Origin of the sequence: Corynebacterium cystitidis, assembly GCF_900187295.1 — a bacterium.
In the GTDB taxonomy this organism is placed as follows: Bacteria; Actinomycetota; Actinomycetes; order Mycobacteriales; family Mycobacteriaceae; genus Corynebacterium; species Corynebacterium cystitidis.
Window position 1 is genome coordinate 1,887,412 of the sequence record NZ_LT906473.1, and the last position, 17,289, is coordinate 1,904,700.

Annotated in this window: 13 protein-coding genes; 5 read left to right on the top strand and 8 right to left on the bottom strand. The window is 53.5% G+C overall.

Going from position 1 to position 17,289, the window contains the following annotated elements; all coding sequences use genetic code 11:
* Window positions 1-220 precede the first annotated feature (220 nt).
* Window positions 221-1,639 carry a hypothetical protein gene (locus CKV99_RS08890; protein WP_143063392.1) on the top strand — a complete coding sequence of 473 codons (1,419 nt, stop codon included), beginning with the start codon at window positions 221-223 and terminating at the stop codon, window positions 1,637-1,639.
* Between the two features lie 63 nt (window positions 1,640-1,702).
* Here CKV99_RS08890 and CKV99_RS08895 read toward each other — a convergent pair whose 3' ends face one another.
* The 7 genes from CKV99_RS08895 to CKV99_RS08925 form a co-directional block, all read right to left on the bottom strand.
* Window positions 1,703-1,942, bottom strand: coding sequence for a hypothetical protein (locus CKV99_RS08895; protein ID WP_092255979.1), 240 nt, complete (start codon window positions 1,940-1,942; stop codon window positions 1,703-1,705).
* Window positions 1,943-2,436: 494 nt separating this feature from the next.
* Window positions 2,437-4,011, bottom strand: a complete 1,575-nt coding sequence (locus CKV99_RS08900; RefSeq protein WP_092255982.1) for a PTS ascorbate transporter subunit IIC — start codon at window positions 4,009-4,011, stop codon at window positions 2,437-2,439.
* 14 nt (window positions 4,012-4,025) lie between these two features.
* Window positions 4,026-4,859, bottom strand: a complete 834-nt coding sequence (locus CKV99_RS08905) for a PTS sugar transporter subunit IIA (protein WP_092256739.1) — start codon at window positions 4,857-4,859, stop codon at window positions 4,026-4,028.
* 439 nt (window positions 4,860-5,298) lie between these two features.
* Entirely contained in the window at window positions 5,299-5,511 is a 213-nt protein-coding gene (locus CKV99_RS08910) for a PTS sugar transporter subunit IIB (protein ID WP_092255985.1), read from the bottom strand.
* Window positions 5,508-6,734 carry a BglG family transcription antiterminator gene (locus CKV99_RS08915; RefSeq protein WP_169872623.1) on the bottom strand — a complete coding sequence of 409 codons (1,227 nt, stop codon included), beginning with the start codon at window positions 6,732-6,734 and terminating at the stop codon, window positions 5,508-5,510. Before CKV99_RS08915 ends, CKV99_RS08910 begins: the two co-directional genes overlap by 4 nt.
* A 283-nt stretch (window positions 6,735-7,017) precedes the next feature.
* On the bottom strand, window positions 7,018-8,826 hold the full coding sequence (locus tag CKV99_RS08920) for a DUF2075 domain-containing protein (RefSeq protein ID WP_157728413.1): 1,809 nt from the start codon (window positions 8,824-8,826) through the stop codon (window positions 7,018-7,020).
* A gap of 115 nt (window positions 8,827-8,941) precedes the next feature.
* A complete protein-coding gene (locus tag CKV99_RS08925) occupies window positions 8,942-10,735 on the bottom strand; it encodes a DUF2075 domain-containing protein (RefSeq protein WP_231909999.1) in 1,794 nt (597 codons plus the stop codon).
* Window positions 10,736-11,672: 937 nt separating this feature from the next.
* Here CKV99_RS08925 and CKV99_RS08935 point away from each other — a divergent pair.
* Both CKV99_RS08935 and CKV99_RS14985 read left to right on the top strand, forming a co-directional pair.
* Complete coding sequence (locus CKV99_RS08935; RefSeq protein ID WP_092255994.1) at window positions 11,673-12,056, top strand: hypothetical protein; 384 nt, start codon at window positions 11,673-11,675, stop codon at window positions 12,054-12,056.
* A 98-nt stretch (window positions 12,057-12,154) separates the two neighbouring features.
* Window positions 12,155-12,283 carry a hypothetical protein gene (locus tag CKV99_RS14985; protein WP_256232159.1) on the top strand — a complete coding sequence of 43 codons (129 nt, stop codon included), beginning with the start codon at window positions 12,155-12,157 and terminating at the stop codon, window positions 12,281-12,283.
* A 120-nt stretch (window positions 12,284-12,403) separates the two neighbouring features.
* Here CKV99_RS14985 and trpB read toward each other — a convergent pair whose 3' ends face one another.
* Window positions 12,404-13,792 carry a tryptophan synthase subunit beta gene (trpB, locus tag CKV99_RS08940; protein ID WP_231910000.1) on the bottom strand — a complete coding sequence of 463 codons (1,389 nt, stop codon included), beginning with the start codon at window positions 13,790-13,792 and terminating at the stop codon, window positions 12,404-12,406.
* Window positions 13,793-13,970: 178 nt separating this feature from the next.
* Here trpB and CKV99_RS08945 point away from each other — a divergent pair, with 178 nt between their 5' ends.
* Together CKV99_RS08945 and CKV99_RS08950 are read left to right on the top strand one after the other, a co-directional pair.
* Window positions 13,971-16,124, top strand: a complete 2,154-nt coding sequence (locus tag CKV99_RS08945; protein WP_092255997.1) for an AAA family ATPase — start codon at window positions 13,971-13,973, stop codon at window positions 16,122-16,124.
* Window positions 16,121-17,161, top strand: a complete 1,041-nt coding sequence (locus tag CKV99_RS08950) for a 5-methylcytosine restriction system specificity protein McrC (RefSeq protein ID WP_092255999.1) — start codon at window positions 16,121-16,123, stop codon at window positions 17,159-17,161. The genes CKV99_RS08945 and CKV99_RS08950 overlap by 4 nt, the downstream gene beginning before the upstream one ends.
* Window positions 17,162-17,289 lie beyond the last annotated feature (128 nt).

Sequence of the window (17,289 nt, forward strand, 5' to 3'; positions counted from 1 at the left end):
AGCGATGGAGCACCGCCCCGCCGACCGATCAAGGTACACACCCTGCTCGCGCAACTAGACCTCTATCCCAAAACCTAGAGACAAGGTGGAAACGTGCTCCCAACACGCTTGACGACGATCCCCCTGTCCACTGCGATTCAGCAGGGTAGGCCTGATCCAAGGTCTAGCCTCCCTTTTAGCGTGCCTTGACTAGATTCGGTATGAGCATAAAGCTATGTCCATGAAGTCTGAACAACTTAGCGATTCCCCGCCTCCGGCACCACGCGTCACCGAACCGACAGATTGGTGGTCGAAAAGGTTCGGATTAGTAGCACAGATATTAACATGGATTGCACTGTCACTGGCAGCATCTTTTCTCAGTGGATTCCCAATGGTGGATTTCTTCAGGCTCGAAATCCTCGAGGAACCTCTACAACCTATCTCCCATCAGTGGTGGAAGTTTGTTGCCTTCGTGGCCACTTTCATGATTGCTGGTTTACTCGCGCACACCTGCGTTCCAGGTCAGCATCGCCCAACCGTAGGAAAAACCGTCGGCTTCTTTGGGATAATCACGCTCATACTAATAACGAGAAACGCTCTCCGCCTTAGTCAAACCCAAAATCCCTCAGTCTTCTGGGGCTTTTCCGATCTTGCCTTTTGGTTCAGTAGCGTCATGTTAATATTCATTTGGATATTGGCGTTCACTCCAAAGCAGGCCAAGGGTTCTACCCTTGAACACGTGCTTTGGCATAACGCCCGCGTTAAGAACAGCACACGCGGCATCCCGTCAAAAACACGTTGGTTCCCTTATGTATCGGCGGTCCTTCTTTCTTTTATCTTGGCATATGGCCCCATTTTCGAGATAGGCCTCGAGTCCAGCGTTGAACCAAAACCTTTGTTTTGGTGGAACGTCAGCGTTGTCGTATTCCTAGCGCTTGCCGCAGCCACGTGGGGCTTCATCATACAAAGGAACCGAACACGAAAACGCGTGATTGCTGGTTCCGATAAAGAACTAAAATTGACCATTAAGTTATTCTTCCTGTCAAGTTTACTTACCTCAGTAGGATGGCTGCTTCCGGAGAAAACTTCGCTAGTACATTTGTCCTTATCACTCGTGTGGTTTCTGGTTACTACAGGAACTATCGCGACCGTGCCGCTGGCGATCGACCGCCAGTATCAAATCTTAGCCCGCTACAAACCTCAAAAAGATGGAAAAATCTACTACTCAATCGACGGCGAGCCGTTCTTGATACTTACACCTCTTCGGGGAACCCTAGAGACAATCCCCTGCCAGACTAAGCATCGGATCAAGGAAAGAATTTATCTCAAGATCCTCGACCACGAGCTAACTAACTCCCATATATCCTTCCTCCTTGAAACGAATTCTTCCGGCCTCATTCACATTAAATGGATTGTGCTGTCCACGAATCAGCACCGCTATTTAGTCTATGGCCCTACCGAGACACGGCATTTATTGCGTTTCAAGATTGCTTACCTTTTTTCGTATTTCGTGTGGCTCAAACCGTCTACAGAAGCACCAATCTGCGTGAAATCGGCACCGGTTGGTCCCGGCGCGCAGCCAATCATTATTACGCCGCACGATGTCAAAGTTGATCCTCCTGGCCTCGATGCTTCAACGCAGTCCGATCCCCAGGTGTGACTAACCCTCTGTTCACTTGGCACTTCGGTTGACTTTCGAGCCCTCACGCTATGGCAGCAGCGTCTAAAACTGAGGAGACAACTGCACCAGTCCGTTTTGCACTGCGAAAACTCCACCACCCATTACGGCAGCGATGAGGACCAACGGTACCGCAATTGCACTTCCTACCGACAATCCGTCCTTAACGCTCTCAGGCCTAGTCTCACCAAAACCTTCATTTCCCGACAGCTCGCGAGGTTTATCACCGTCACCAGAATCATCTCCTTCCGACGCACCAAGCGAGAACTCACCCAACAACTCCACAGTTAGTTCCTACGCGCTCCATCCAAGATCCAGGAACTAACTACACCGGTCTCCGAATCAAATCCGGCGAATACGGAGTCCTAGGTGGGGCGAGGCCCCATTACCCTCCGATTCCCGAACCGGCAGTCAACTTGCTCCGCTACTCGAAGATGTTCTACTCTCCACCTACCGCGCTGAACCCTCACACAAAGATTTCATACTTGCTGCCGTCCCATCGGATCTACAACGACGGACGTTGCCTGCGGATTCCCCTTCGGGATAAGGCGCGGCCGGGGTGTAGAATTTATCGAGTACAAGGACCCAGGGTTCTAAACAGTAAATACACTTGGATATATATTCTCATTGAGAAATTTTCCAGGATTTTTTGGAAGTGTAACCTCTAGCAATATTGCTATCCGGAATTCTCACTGCCTGCGTCGAGGTACAAAAATAGACAAACCGCCGACCCTGTTGCGCGATAAACGAAGGGTCGGTGGCTTATCTACGGTCTTTTCTTAAAATTCAGGCTTCGCCGGCGGAAGCGGTGCACCAACTGGTGGTTCAACCTTCGGGTACGCCTTTACCAGGCCCTTACCCACTGTAGGCTTATCAGGGTTAGAAATTCCCGAAGCAACAGTCCCCTTCGGATTCTGGCGATACGGGGTTGGATCCCATGGCTGGTCAACCAGCTTCTTCTGGCACCACCATGCGAGGGCCAGTACAGCCAGGCCGACGAAGGCAATCAAGACAATACCGATCACACCTTGGGCACGGCTGGCGTATCCGATGAGGATTCCGTACCAGCCAAAGTCCGCGTCGCCGAACGTAGTATTCGCAGAACCGAAGGTGCCGAGCACCTCCATGAACAACGCCGACAAGAAGGTAATGATTAAACCGTTGGCGAATGCGCCAAGAACGGCACCGCGGCGTCCACCTGTTGCATTACCATAAACACCTGCTGCACCACCGGTGAAGAAGTGCGGTACCAGACCCGGTAGGATCAACACCAACCCAAAAGCGGGGTTGAGCCACATAGACAGAACTGCCAACCCCACAAGGCCACCAACGAAGGACGAGATGAAGCCGATAAGCACAGCGTTCTGCGCGTAAGGGAACACAATTGGGGCGTCCAGTGCGGGGATGGCACCTGGAACGACCTTGGCAGCGATACCCTGGAAAGCCGGCACTAGCTCACCCAGGATGGTGCGCACACCAAAAAGAATGATCGCGACGGCAACACCGAACTGCAGCCCCTGGGTAAATGCCTGCATCAGGAAGTCCCCCATGTTGACAGCGCCGCCTTCAAAGGAGGTGAAGGCCTCTTCGGTTCCAGCACGCGCGACGTAAAGCAGTGCAATAATAATATACATCAGCGCCATGGACAGCGCGGTCGACACCATAGAGTCGCGTAGGAAGCGCAGCCCTTCGGGAAGATTAAGCTCCTCAGTAGACTTGCTCATCTTTTCACCCTTACCACCGACCAACTTGCCGACAGCACCCGCCGCCACGTAACCAGCGGTACCGAAGTGGCCGATAGCGATCGAGTCATCACCGGTGATTCTTCGAGTCCACGGGTGAGCAATCGCAGGCAGTGAGACCATCAAGATCCCCAGTAGGGCCGAACCCAGGCCGACAACGATCCACGCGTTGTAGTTTGCAGTAGCCAAAACGATCACGAGCATTGTCGCCATGAACATGACGTGGTGTCCAGTGAGGAAGACGTAACTGAGCGGAGTAAATCGTGCGAGCAAAAGCGAAACGGCGAAGCCTAGAATCATGACCCAGGCGACTTGTCCACCGAATTGATCTTGTGCGATGCCAGCGATTGCTTCGTTGGTTGGAACCACGCCTTGTGCACCAGTAGCGCCAGCAATCATGTTGCCAAGCGGTTCCAGAGAGGTGGTGACGAGGCCTGCACCTGCGGTGATGAGCAGGAAACCCAAGACAGTCTTAATGGCACCGCCGATAACTTGACCAATGCCTTTTCCAAGGGCGATAAGACCGACAGCTGTGATGAGACCCACCAGAAACGCCGGTACGGAGAGAATTTCATTAACGAGGAAGTCGATGATGGCTCTGAAGATATCCATGTAGTGCAACCCTTCTAAATTGCGTAGAGCTCGCGAAGCGCGTCGTCAATTTCTGATAGATCAGTGAAGTCTTCAATAACGTAAACGGGCACTCCTACATCACCAAGGGTGGCTGCAATCTCGCCGGAAGTCAGGAGGAAATCTGCCTCCTTGGCCCGTCCCTTTGCGGAAATGGTGTCGGTCGCCTCGACATCTAAGTATTGATCCCAGCCCCAGGTGACCAGAACCTTATCGAGTGAGTTCTTCAGGAACAACGATGTTCCCAACCCATTGCCACACACTGTCAGAATCTTGTTCTTGCTGGGCACGGCATTCTCATCGGTGGACCGTGCCTGCTCGGAAGCGGAAGCGGCAGCGGTGTGTGTGCCTACCGCAGAGGATCCCGCACCACGGGTAGACAGCTCCTCGGTCAGGGCCTCACGCAGTTCTTCCTCAGTATCGGCTGATTCAACACGAACTCGTCGTTCGGAGTCAGCCAACAGCGTTGCCAGTTCCTTCATTGCCGAGGTATGGGAGGAGCTATCAACTGCTGCCAACGCAACGACCAAGTTAACTGGGTCATTCTTTTTATGGCCAAACTCGACTGGTTCGTCAAGGTAAACCCAGGAGATTGCGGTCTTTTTCACGGCCTCTGATGGGCGCGCGTGAGCAAACGCGAAACCCGGTGCCACCACGATGTATGGACCGGTAGTTTCAACGCTCTCGATCATTGCTTCGGTGTACTCGCTGGTGATGGCTCCGCCATTTTCTAGCAATGTACCGGCTATAGTGATGGCCTCGCGCCAATCAGTCGCCGGTGCGTGAAGGTTTACTGCGCCGGGAAGCAGTAATTCATTAAGAGTGGACATCGCTCCTCCATTGTTTGAGGGATTAGTCAGGTATGTGGTCAGTTGCGCAGTTTTCTTGGTTAACAGCTCGAATAGCGTATCGGGTGGGTCCGTACGTAAGCTGGCGAGCACTTCCTCTTGGGCACACAGGTGCACAAGGTTTGTGATTAGTAAGCGCTGGTCTGCTGGGGCGTACTTGCCCACAAAGAGACAAACCCACGCCCGATAGCCCCCTTCATCTGGCGCACGAGCCAGAACGGCGTAAACAGAGTCCCACTCCGGGATCACGACGTGTGGTAGCCAAATGCCTGGTTCTATTTCGGCGCTTCCGAGAAAGTCACGCTCATCCATGAGTTGGGAAACACGCTGCGGCGTGGCTGCAGTTGGGTGCGCAAACAGAAACTCATTAACCACCCGTGCACGGAGATCTGGCTCATCTGATTCGATGAGGGTTGCCCAGTTAGAAGCGTCGTAAAGCGTTACGGACACTGTCCTGGCTCCTTTCTGTCAACATGGCATCGACAACCACCACAGGTACAGAGTGCAGCTCCAAACCTCGGATCGTGCTGATAACCAACTCGATGTGATTGTCACGGATATAGCCCTCGGTGACGGTGTGCATAGATTCCAACCCGACGATGCGTACTTCAGGGAAGAACTTTTCAATCTTCACCCGTAACAGCTCAGAGGTGCCGATATCTGTAGAACAACCCACCAAGACTCGCACCGGACGAGATAGGCTCTCGACTTCCCGAGCAAAGTAAAGCGCGAGAAAGCCGATCTCATCCTCGGAAAGCTCAGTGCGGAAACACCCTGCACACAGTGCTCCAACGCTTCGAAAATATCCAGATACTCCGCCCGTGCCTGGGCAACTACCGGGTTCGAGATGGCGATGCCGTATCGCAAACGGTTGAGCAGAGGCCGCACGTGGCGGGCCAAGTCGTTGCGTAGCAGTAGCGGTGAGAAATCGATGCCAGTCGTGTGAGTCATTGAATCGGCAAGCGTGTTTGCCGCCACCACTGCACTGTCGTCTGCCGTGACCACTTCCGTAGCTGCATGCTCCTTACGCGAGGAGACTAGGTGGGCGTAAATGTATGGAATCTCTTCAGCAAGCGCACCGACGCCCAAGTATCGCTGCGCGTTCTCGACGATATACAGCGCTACCTGCCAAGCCTTCTCGTCACGGGAGTTTTCTGCGAGATTGATCGAAGGTGTCACGGCGTTTTCGTGTCGACGAGACCTCGTGACCCTGACATAAATGTGCGAAGCTAAATTAATGTCGTAAGGGTTCAGTAGCGTGGTACCCAACCGCTGCTCAACCACTTCCACCTGCTGGCGCGCGAAGGCTAAGTCGGATTCTTCAAACCTGTTCTCCACGAAGCCCGGATCTACGTACATCGTTTCCACCGCGGTGGAATCAACTAATGAGCTCAATGCCTGGCGGATATTGACCTCAGTTCCTTCTACCCAGATCTTCCAATGCTCGCGTCGAAGCGAAAGTCCGAAGTCCATAATCTTCTTGCCTGTGGACCTCAGATCCGCCCGAAGTAAGGACTCAGAGATGAAAAAGCGAGTACTGAGCAATTCAAAATCCAGCCGATCTGGTGCTGCCCGGAGGAGGACAGCAAGAATTTCTCTCCTCCTGGCGACCGGAGTCAGTACCGCGGGTTCCCGCACGCTTGAGAAGACATCCGCGGCCTCAACTCGGTATCCGACGCCCCGGCGAGACGAAACCACTTCCCCCACCGATGAGGTTTCATTGATCTCGCGGACGGTGCGGTAAATAGTCTTCGGTGAGGCGCCGAGCAATTCGGAAAGCTCCTTCGCGGAAACGTAAGTTCCAGCTTTGGTGAGCTCACTAAGCAAGCGATGCGCGAAGTCGCTGAGCCATTCCACGGGATCCACCTCCCTCACACTCTCACACATATCCACTGACATTTACATTAGCTGCATGACCTAGGGAAACGGAAGGTAAATTTGTGTCCATCGCAATGGCCACGGTCGAACCGCTACGTAGTTAGCAAGAAAATCTCTCACCAGTCCGCCATGAACCCGCGAGTGTTGCAACTGAAGAAGACTTGAGTACACTTTCCATCAACCTCTTTCAGAGACCACTTGCTTGGTAACGTCAACCCAAAGTTGTAATTTTGGGTCCGCCCAGCGTGTGCGAAGCCAGCGTTTACTCGATGCGAGCAGTCGCTTCATGTAATGCCTCGCGGAGGTCTTCGTCAACAGCGTAAATATACAAACCATTGACCCCGCGGGTGAGAAGGACATTAAGCTGATTGCTGAGGAATTCACCTGCAAATGACTTTTTGGAGCCATCTGACAAGGTGCGTTGCCGGGTGGCTTTTGTATACGACGACTTCGACGGGTCAATAGTTACTCGTCCGTCGCGGTAAACCACGGATGGCCCCAGGATCACGCCGGCGTAGTTCAGGTCAAAGCCTTGAATCGTATACGTTGAGCCTACTTCGTTAATCGTCTGTTCTTGCTCCGGCCAGGATTTTCCTTGGTTCCGCCGCATTAGCGCGCGGTCTTGTTTGATCTCACGATTCCAGGGCATCACAAACCTGCCCTCTGGATGAGCGATGTCGACTTTCCATAGTCCATCGGCACTCTCGTCGTTCACCCGATTCCCCCGATAATCCCAATCGTAGGTTGCGATTAATCGCGAGAGCGACGTCTCCTCCTGATCGGCTTTCTTCTTAATCGCGTCGTGCAATGCGTGTGGGCTATCGAAGATTCGAACGGCATATCCACTGGAATCCTCAGAGAATGGAAGGATGATACTTTCGTCGATAATCGTTCGAATCCAATTAACGGTGCTGGTATCCGCCTTAATCCTCATCTGATTGGTCAACGTGATCGGTTCGAGCTTGATGTACTCAGCAAGTTCTTCCTCAATCGGTTTCTCCCAATACTGGGTAGTTTCCAAGATCTGGTGTTGATCAAAAACAGCAATGACGACCTTTGCCCGCTTGATAATGTCCTTCAACTGGTTCGTTCCTCCCGAATAGCCCTGATTTGATTGAGTGAGCAAAAGGTGCGCTTCATCAATAAGTACGACTTCAGCTGCGGCTCGAGACTTAAATTGGTTAATGAACGTCGTAGGCTTCAAAACGCGAGGAGGTTCGCCATCGTAAATTCCGGACTTTTTGGCGATGTCCTCATAAACAATGCGCTGTTCATCGTGTGCCGACACTAGGTAACCGTCGACAGCGGGGGTGGACTCGTCCAACTCACTATTGAGTTCACGGAACCGCTCGTTTTCCTCATTCGCACCTAGCAACAATTCCGTGAAGATACTGCTGATCAGAACCGTTTTACCCGACCCCGCCGCACCGTGGACGAGAATCAGCTGATGCCCGTGCTCGTCCGTTTTCAAAGCAGTGTTAACAGACTCGAGGATGCGATCTTTCGCCTGAAGCTGCTCGTCGGTTAGCTTGTGAAAAGGAGACGCCTTATAAACCGCGGAAGCTTTGATCTCCTCCGGTGATTCAAACAAGTTAGGTTCACGGAAGTGCAATTCGTTCCATATATCGGTGAATATTTCGTCGAGCGATTCAGAGGTAAAGTACTGATTCTGTTCATTAGTACGCCTGTTGTTTAGGCGCTTAACGGAACTACAAGCTTGGAGGAAGAGCATGAAGCGATTCTCGATGTCTAGAGTCAACGACTTATTGAAATACTCGTGGCCAATCACATACAGTTCGGTTCCGGGGGTCTCTAGAAAGGCTTTCCAATCCTCGCGCTTTTCTGGGTCTTGTTTGATGTGCTGCCACGTGCGCTTCAAAATGTTCGTGGTCTCACCGACGTAGACAAGATGGCCGTCATTCTTTCCGGTGCCCGACTTGCTCGTGACGACGTACACCGTCGGATAATCCAACAGATGTGTAATCGAGGCGACCTTAATATCGTCATCAAGCGCATCCAAATATGCTTTTAGCTCGGCCTCGAAAGCCTCACCGTAGTTGACTTTGGTCATGAAAAAAGAGCCGACTCCCATGGTTCCTCACAATCTTTAAACGGGGTGAGGACGTGTCCTTGATTTTTGGGGGAAGTCCGACGGGCCCGAAGCTATGAAATTTGTTGTTGGCGGTTTACGCAAGTAATCGTCGTAAAGCTCCTCTCGTTTCCTCGTCCGGAGAATAGATCAAAGTTCCAATCATCCCGCGAGTCAGTAGAACCTTATAAATGTGGCGAAGAAGTCCATCGAATTCCTCATCAGAAATCTTCTTCGTGCTCCGAAAGTGAGGATCCTTATTATTTTGTCGCACTGAGACGAATTGGCCATCGCGCCACACCAAGTCTGGCCCAAGAATGACCCCGACCCAATCGAACTCGAAACCCTGCGCGGTATACACGCAACCGACCTGACCAAAGCCACCTTCAGCGGTAGCCCACAGGGCTGAGGGCGGTGCGTCTCCCAAGCGACGATCCTCTCTCGAATTCCAGGGACGTTTCCAATCGCCGATCTGCACATCGGGATATAGGGTCTTGTTCTTCCTGTCAGCATCGGACCATGGCCAGCAGAAGCCAGCTACCATTCGTGCAGAGTAGCCTTCATTGAGCTTGTCACGGAGTTGAGATTCCAACGTCCAAGGTGAATCAACTACCTCGACGATGAAGTCGTCGTTCGCCGGTAGCACTGCAGACCTCGGGTCAGCGTCGGCGAGTCCGAGAATCTGCTCTGCCCAATCAATGTAGGCTTGCGAACCGCCACACCGGAACTGCTCCCCTAGCTCCACCACAACGGTGTCCAAGCCTTTGCTATCGGCGTAACTCTGAATTTCTTCGACAGACCCCATTTCCCCCTGGCGTACGACCTGGTTTTGGTCAAGCAAAAAGACTGGAACGCGAGCTACCGAAACAAGCTCATCAATTTGTCGACGATCGCTACGCAGATCCGCCCGTGTGAAACGATGGTTGGAAGATTCGCGAATGCGGTGCGCCTCGTCCGCAACAAGAACATCCACGCTGCTAGGCTCTGCCTGCGTGAAGTTGTTAAAATATTTGAATAAGCTTTGTACCGACTTGCTGCGGTGGCCTGCGACCTTACGCAAGGTTTGAGTGAAGGACCTCGACCCAGTGGCATGCAGAACACCATGGCCCTCGCGAGCAAGCTCTCCGAGCAGGCTGAGCGCAATGACAGATTTCCCTGTTCCCGGTCCACCTGAAACGATGACGATCCTCTTCTGATTCGAATGGGCAGCCCTATGCACCTCATGGTGCACTAAATCGACGGCAGCTTGCTGATTGTCTAGAAGCGTGAACTGTTCGCGCCTGCGAACCTCATCGGCAGCAACCGTCATGAGCTTCTGCGCAGGCTTCACACTCGATCCCAATAACAAATCAGCCGTGCCTGTGCTTCTCTGTGGACTCAGCTTTTCACGCAGAAAATCTCTTAATTCCCTGCGGCTACTTCCAAGAAAAATCCTGGAATTCGATTCGAAATCAGGGGCCAAGATCTCCTCGACGTCATTCTGATTAAGAACGTTGTGAAGGTACGCAACCCCGGAAACCCAAGCGTCGCGACCTTCGAGCACTCCCAGGAAATTCAACAGATACTCACGGTAACCATCGACTTGTCTCAGTGGGTGGGTGCGCGGCGTAGGTAATCCAGGAACAAGTACAAGGTTAGGATCCTCCTCAAAAAGAGAAGCTTGAGACCACTGCTTCAATTCAAGAATAACGAATGAAGGATCACCAGTATCCGGGTTACTCCCAGCCAGCACAAGATCTGCCCGATGAGAAGTCAGTGGCAGCGAGTATTCCAAGAGCACGTCAACGTTTTCTAGACCTGCTGCTTTGATATCTGCCGCAATTAACGGAATGCTACTTGCCCACGATCGTTGTTCAGATTCTCCTGCAACATAGTGGAGATCATTAGCCATCTGCCGAACCATTTTAGTTACCAAGGAGTCTGCATCCACGCAAGAAGAGAACAGTTCATCGCCTGTCATCCTCAAAAGAGTCACGCTCAGCCTCCAAGCACGAAAAATCGTGCGACGGGAGGCCTTTAGGACTGCCGTGTCGGGCGAGCTGCCTGTCGATGTCGCTAGTTTATGGATCAGAGACTAACACAGAATCGAAGCGTAGAGCCTAGCGCTAAAGGAGTGTTCGGTTAGCAATCAGACCTGACCTCTCCGCGAAATCCTTAGACGGATACATTGGCGATGCGCTCGACAGCAGGTCGACGTGGCGCCCGGAGATGTCGCTGGCCAGAGTCACTCAAGCGGCGAACGTGATCACGCAGCTACTGGGAAATTAGGAGTTCATCCCCATGCGCAAGGCCATCCGATCGGGGCGCAACCCAGCGACTACCCCGAAACGTGGCGTGCCAAGCACCGACGATGTAACCCACTGCGATCAAGGCTAGCTCTTCCAAGACGCTGAGTGAGGTGAGCGTGCTTTGAAAACCCACACTTACGGCTACACCTATCTGCTCCCCGCCACACGAGGGCATTGCCTCTTTAAACAGCGTCGGCTCTAACACCCTCAGCGAAATTCCGGAGAGAGCATCTGTCCTGCAGCTAGACAAGCTAATTAGACCGCTCGATAAGCATGTAGGATCCACCCGCCGCCAATCATTCTCGGCGCGACATCGAAAAACGTGGCAGATACAGAGAAGGCCCCTGATTGCATGCTTGGCCGATCTGCGCGTCACAGCAGAAGTGATGGGGAAAGTATTTTACTGCCCACACCTAGAAAACCATTGATCCACTTCTAAGCTACAACCAAATCTCCGGGCCCAGGCAAGATCAGAGAATCGCAATAGCTCACAGAAGCGACAGATCTGAAGCGACAGAACCCATGGGCTAATCTAAAGCAATGACGCGCTCCAAAGACTCCCGCCACACTGAAGAAACCAAAGAGACCCCTCCGCTGAACCTGCGGCTTACAGCACTGGTGGTGCTGCTGGTTGTTGGCGCCTGCTCGGTAGCCATCTGGGCGCAGCCGGAAGACACGTCAGTGATCACCAGTATCCTGCTGCTAGTGGCCCTGGGCCTACTGATCTGGTTTGTGTGGATGCCCATCTATAAAGGGTTTTTACCCTCAGCGCTACTCATGACAGGCGCGATGATTCTCTGGGCCGCCGGCGGCAGTAGTGCGGTGGCCGATGTCAGCGGCAACATGCTGGTAGGTTTCGGCATCATAACCCTCGGCCAGCGGCTGGGAGAAGCGGCAAGAATTCTTCCTTCCGCCTACCGATAAAGCGCGGGTACCCCGTCCCGTGGATAAATCCACTACTCTCGCATGTCAACCCCAAGCGGGTACCGTCTCACCGACTACTAAAGACCCTGGCCAACAGTGTGGCCTTTTCGCGTACCGGCTCTGGGTGTAGTCCTCCGCACGAAGCAAAAGAATACATTGACATGCTGCGCTCTGGAGTGGCCGTTGATCTTGATGATCCAACCGTCACCAAAGAGGCTCAGCGCTGACACACCATGCGGACGCTCTACCTTGTCGATAATTCAGCCCTATCACCACGATTAAATCGAAAGGTATTTCCTCCCTCGTCATGCCGCCGCCAAAAGCCACTTAGATCGTCGTCAAGCGAACTACTTGTGAGCAACGGTGTGGCCGGCTTCGCGCTCATTCGACGAGCTAGTCATGGAAGACACAACCTCACTAACGTGGATGTCGGCAACGGGGGCCTGCTCAGGATCGTCGAACAACGCATCACCCAAGATGTTGTACACGTAGTCTAGGTCCTTATCACCACGGCCGGACAGGTTGACCAGCAAGTTCAGCTTTTGGCCTTCAGCCTCGGCGACTTCGGCAAGCTTCAGCGCATAGGCCAACGCATGGGAAGACTCAAGCGCGGGGATGATGCCCTCATAGCGCGACAGCAACCGGAAAGCCTGCAAAGCGTCCTCATCGGTGACGGCAACATATTCGGCACGCCCGATCTCGCGCAGGTACGCGTGCTCCGGGCCCACACCTGGGTAATCCAGACCAGCAGACACAGAGAAGGACTCCGGCAAACGCTGCCCGTCCTGGCCAGTAACAACGTAAGACCGCGAACCGTGCAGCAAGCCAATCTTGCCATGGTTCAAGGCAGCACCATGTTTGTCGGTATCCAAGCCCTCCCCGGCCGGCTCCACACCAATTAGTTTCACCTCGGAGTTGCCTGATTGGTCCTCTAGATACTCAGCAAACGCACCGATCGCATTAGAGCCACCGCCGACAGCTGCAATCACGGCATCAGGAAGGCGGCCGGTATCTTCAAGCATCTGCTGGCGTGATTCACGCGAAATCACCGCCTGGAACTGTTTTACCAACGTGGGAAACGGGTGCGGGCCACACGCCGAACCCAGTACATAGTGCGTGGTAGAAAGGTTATCTACCCAATCCTTTAACGCAATATCAATCGCATTAGACATGGATCCGCCGGCCTCATTAGTCACCGGCACCACGGTGGCGCCCATCAGGCGCATCCGACGCACATTCGGCTGCTGTCGGGCCACATCCTGCGCCCCCATGTAGACCACGCACTCCATATCCATCAGCGCCGCCACCATCGCGGTAGCCGTGCCATGCTGGCCAGCGCCAGTCTCCGCGATCAGGCGATTTTTACCCAAACGCTTCGCCAACAAAGCCTGCGCCAACACCTGGTTCCCCTTGTGTGCGCCACCATGGGCGAGATCCTCACGTTTCAAGAAAATCCGCGAACTGCCCACACGCGGCAAATTAGCGCACTCATAGACCGGGGTGGGTCGACCCAGGAACTTCGCTTGCAGGCGTGCCAGCTCAGCAAGGAATTCCCGGTCCTCGAGGGCTTCTACCAACGCCTTCTCCAACTCATCCAACACAGGAAACAACGGATCCGGCACATACTGGCCACCAAAATCACCAAAGTAGGCAGGCAGCAAGGTCTCACGGTACTGGATCTCAATTGGTTCATCGGTAGTGGTATTGGGCTGATCACTCGGTAGGTTCACGCTCATGGGACCTTTCATTACTCGCGGCGAAAAGCACTGCGACAGTGCTGGGAGATGACATGATTCTAACCGGTTAACGGCAAGGCTAGGTACACAACCACCTAGTTCAGTAGTCACTTTTTCAACTGTTACTCATGCTTTTGCTAGTGTTCTTTAATGGAAAAGGTTAAAGGAGAAAGCAATCATGAGCATTACTGTTTGGGGAGTCCACAATGACCAGCCAAACATTGATCCCATCGCCGAACAGGGTGTTCGGATCAGTTACGACTTCGACGCCGATCTTACCCAGTTTCCCACCCCTGACACACTGCGCCAGGAATATGACCGAAAATTCCCAGACAAAAGTAGTGGAACGAAAGCCCAGGAAATAGGGGTGCTCTACCGCTTTTCCCAGGTAGTGCAGGTAGGCGACCTTGTTGTCGTGCCGGAGCGCTCCGACTCCACAATCAGCATCGGCACAGTAAGTGGCACCTATCGGTATCTCAACAACGTGGCCTCCCATCCTCATTTTCTCCCAGTGAAGTGGAAGCACACGAAACTGCCAAGGTCAAGCTTTTCCCAATCCACGCTAAACACCCTGGGCTCCGCCCTCACATTATTCAAGGTGGACAATGGAAAAGAAGAGATCCTGGATATTTTCAACGGTGCAGATAGTGCTACGCGGCCCCCAGTATTTGATTGGATTGCCTTCTATGAGGAACTCGCTGACACGATTCTGACTTTCCGCGCTGACCGCAATGCGTTATTAGGCAAAATTGATGAGTGCGCACGTAAGTGTGGAACCCCAAGGCTGTTTGACTATCTCACTCCCAAGATTGATGCCCACGGAAGCGACGGGCGGCTGCGCGATATAGACCCGTTTACCGCCATGAGCCCGCTTAATCGCGAGATAACTACCAAAAATCGATTGTCCATAGCGCAGGCATATAAGAAGGTGTTTCAGCTCCAGGCTCCGGCACCAACCGGATTTGATGGGCTCCCGTTGCTCACTAACTTGGCCTCATGGTTCATGCATTTCTCCGGTGATGGGGCTGACAGCAATGTGGAGGCATTGTGGGATCTAGCAGCAGCCGCCATCGGGTTCGCCGAAGACGATTCTGCCGAAATGCAAGAACGGCTGGTTACAGCATTTGATGTAGCGCGACGCAACACTACGGTTCGGCTAACGATGGGGTTGTTTTATATCCGCCCGCAGACATTCTTGGCTTTTGACCAGCAGAACGTCAGATACTTACGTAATCACTTCCCTGCCCCACAGAATCTGGTGTTAAAAAACGCGTTAGTCGGTGATGAATACCTCGCTAACGTACAGGCAGTAGCTCAGTGGTTGAAGCAGGATCCGAATAGTCCATCGTCGATAGCTGAGATCTCGCATCAAGCGTACATTCTCAAACCGCCCACTACTGGCATGGTCGAGGAGGACTCCACCGTCGACGATATTGATGCCTCCTACGATGTCAGCCAGATTGTAGAAGACGGATGCTTCCTGCCGGAGGAGAGCCTTGATGCCATGCTGCGCCGCTTGGAAGCAAAGAAGAATATCATCCTCCAGGGGCCACCGGGAACGGGAAAGACGTGGCTTGCTCGTCGTTTAGCGTGGGCATTCATCGGAGAAAAAGACCCAGACTCTGTGCTCATCATGCAGTTCCACCCTTCGATGAGCTACGAGGACTTTGTGCGCGGCTACCGGCCCTCCTCGTCAGGCAGCTTGGAGCTTATCGACGGGCCGTTCCTCGCCTTTGCGAAGAAAGCGCTCGCCGATCCTGACAGGCGCTATGTGATCGTCATTGAGGAAATCAACCGGGGCAACCCCGCACAGATTTTCGGTGAGATACTCACACTGATGGAGAACACGAAGCGCTCGCAGGCGCACGCCATGCGACTGATTTATCCGCGTGACAACGAGAGATTCTATCTTCCCCCCAACCTGCATATCATCGGCACGATGAACTTAGCTGACCGGTCCCTGGCCATGGTTGATATGGCGTTCAGGCGACGTTTCGCCTTTGAAAACCTTCAGCCACAGATAGGTGACCTATGGCTGGAGTACACCGTTCAGGAGGGCTACAACCGCGATGTGCTCAGCCAGTTCGCCGAAGCGCTTTGCCAACTAAACGAGGACATTGGGCAGGATTCGCTTTTGGGCCCACATTATCGCATTGGGCATAGCTATCTTGTACCACGTCGTAAGGCCAGCGAATCTGACTCTGCGGATGAAACTAAAGCGTGGTTGCGCGACGTTGTTACTACCGAGATCCTGCCCTTAGTCGAAGAATACTGGTTCGACCAGCCGCGGAAAGTCGCGGAGGTTAAAGCGTCACTGGAGAGTACGCTTTGACCACCTCGATCCCCGTCCGCAACCTATGGTTACTGCAGCTGCTTGCCTCCGATCTCTATCGGCATAGCAACCTGGTTTCTTCAGGCCACGAGAAAGTGGGCGATGACGTAGTTTTCATCGTGTCGCGCATCCTATGTGATGCCCTAACAGGTCGGCTGGGAAACGGACTGAGCAGGCAGTTTCAACGACACACTGCTGATCTTAAACGTGTGAGAGGAAAAATCGATCTCTACACAACGTACCGTGACCAACTGCTTTCTAGGGGCACCGTTCGCTGCGAATTCGAAGCACTGACCACCGACACACCCACTAACCGGCTAGTGCGGTCAGCACTGATCCGCGCTAGTACTTTCCCCACGGCAGATCCGCGCTGCACCAGGCTAGCGGACTACCTCGGTTCGCTCGGTATTCAGTCTCAGGTGCCGGACCGCCGAGTATCTGCAACGTTGCATCTGAACCGCAATATGATTGTGGACCGCGACATGATTTTCGCAGCGCGCCTCCTCTACGATTTGGCGCTACCCGCGCCTGGCGGGGAGTCTGGCTACGCCCCCAGCCCGGACATAGACGTCCATTTCCTCCGCTCATTATTCGAGAAAGCAGCTCTCGGTGCATACCGCAAAGCGCTGCCCACGTGGGACGTTATAGGTGGGCGACGGCTGAAATGGGACCGGTCCGATTCCAACACCGAGGTCGACGCTTTCCTACCCGGGATGAAAACCGACATAATTCTGCGCCCTCCGGACACATCACCGATCATCGTGGATACGAAGTTTAACAACATCTTCGCCGCCACCCAGTACCACGCCAAACGGCTGCGCTCCCAGTACATTTATCAAATCTACTCCTACGTGATGAGCCAACAGAACAACCCTGAGTTCGGGCCAACTACTCGTGGTGTCCTCCTCCACCCAGCGCACGGCCGCGAGATATGCGAGACCGTCACAATCCAGGGCCACCCGATTCGTTTCGCCACTATCAACCTGTGGGGCAACTACCGCGAAATTCTGGATGCTTTCATCCGGGCAGTCCACTAGACAGCTTTGCATAGGGTGTTCGTTTGCACCCGCACCGCAACCTGGCTGAGCAGCGCAGCCTGACCCCGCCTTGCGGCCTGGCTAAACCCTCTTAAAGCAGCAGTGCCTGAATCTCCGGAGGCACTTGC

Excerpts from the sequence above, each read along its gene's own strand:
- CKV99_RS08890 (WP_143063392.1), top strand. The coding sequence starts at position 221 with ATGAAGTCTGAACAACTTAGCGATTCCCCGCCTCCGGCACCACGCGTC.
- CKV99_RS08900 (WP_092255982.1), bottom strand. The coding sequence starts at position 4,011 with ATGGATATCTTCAGAGCCATCATCGACTTCCTCGTTAATGAAATTCTC.
- CKV99_RS08905 (WP_092256739.1), bottom strand. The coding sequence starts at position 4,859 with ATGTCCACTCTTAATGAATTACTGCTTCCCGGCGCAGTAAACCTTCAC.
- CKV99_RS08920 (WP_157728413.1), bottom strand. The coding sequence starts at position 8,826 with ATGACCAAAGTCAACTACGGTGAGGCTTTCGAGGCCGAGCTAAAAGCA.
- CKV99_RS08925 (WP_231909999.1), bottom strand. The coding sequence starts at position 10,735 with ATGGCTAATGATCTCCACTATGTTGCAGGAGAATCTGAACAACGATCG.
- CKV99_RS08935 (WP_092255994.1), top strand. The coding sequence starts at position 11,673 with ATGACGCGCTCCAAAGACTCCCGCCACACTGAAGAAACCAAAGAGACC.
- trpB (WP_231910000.1), bottom strand. The coding sequence starts at position 13,792 with ATGAGCGTGAACCTACCGAGTGATCAGCCCAATACCACTACCGATGAA.
- CKV99_RS08945 (WP_092255997.1), top strand. The coding sequence starts at position 13,971 with ATGAGCATTACTGTTTGGGGAGTCCACAATGACCAGCCAAACATTGAT.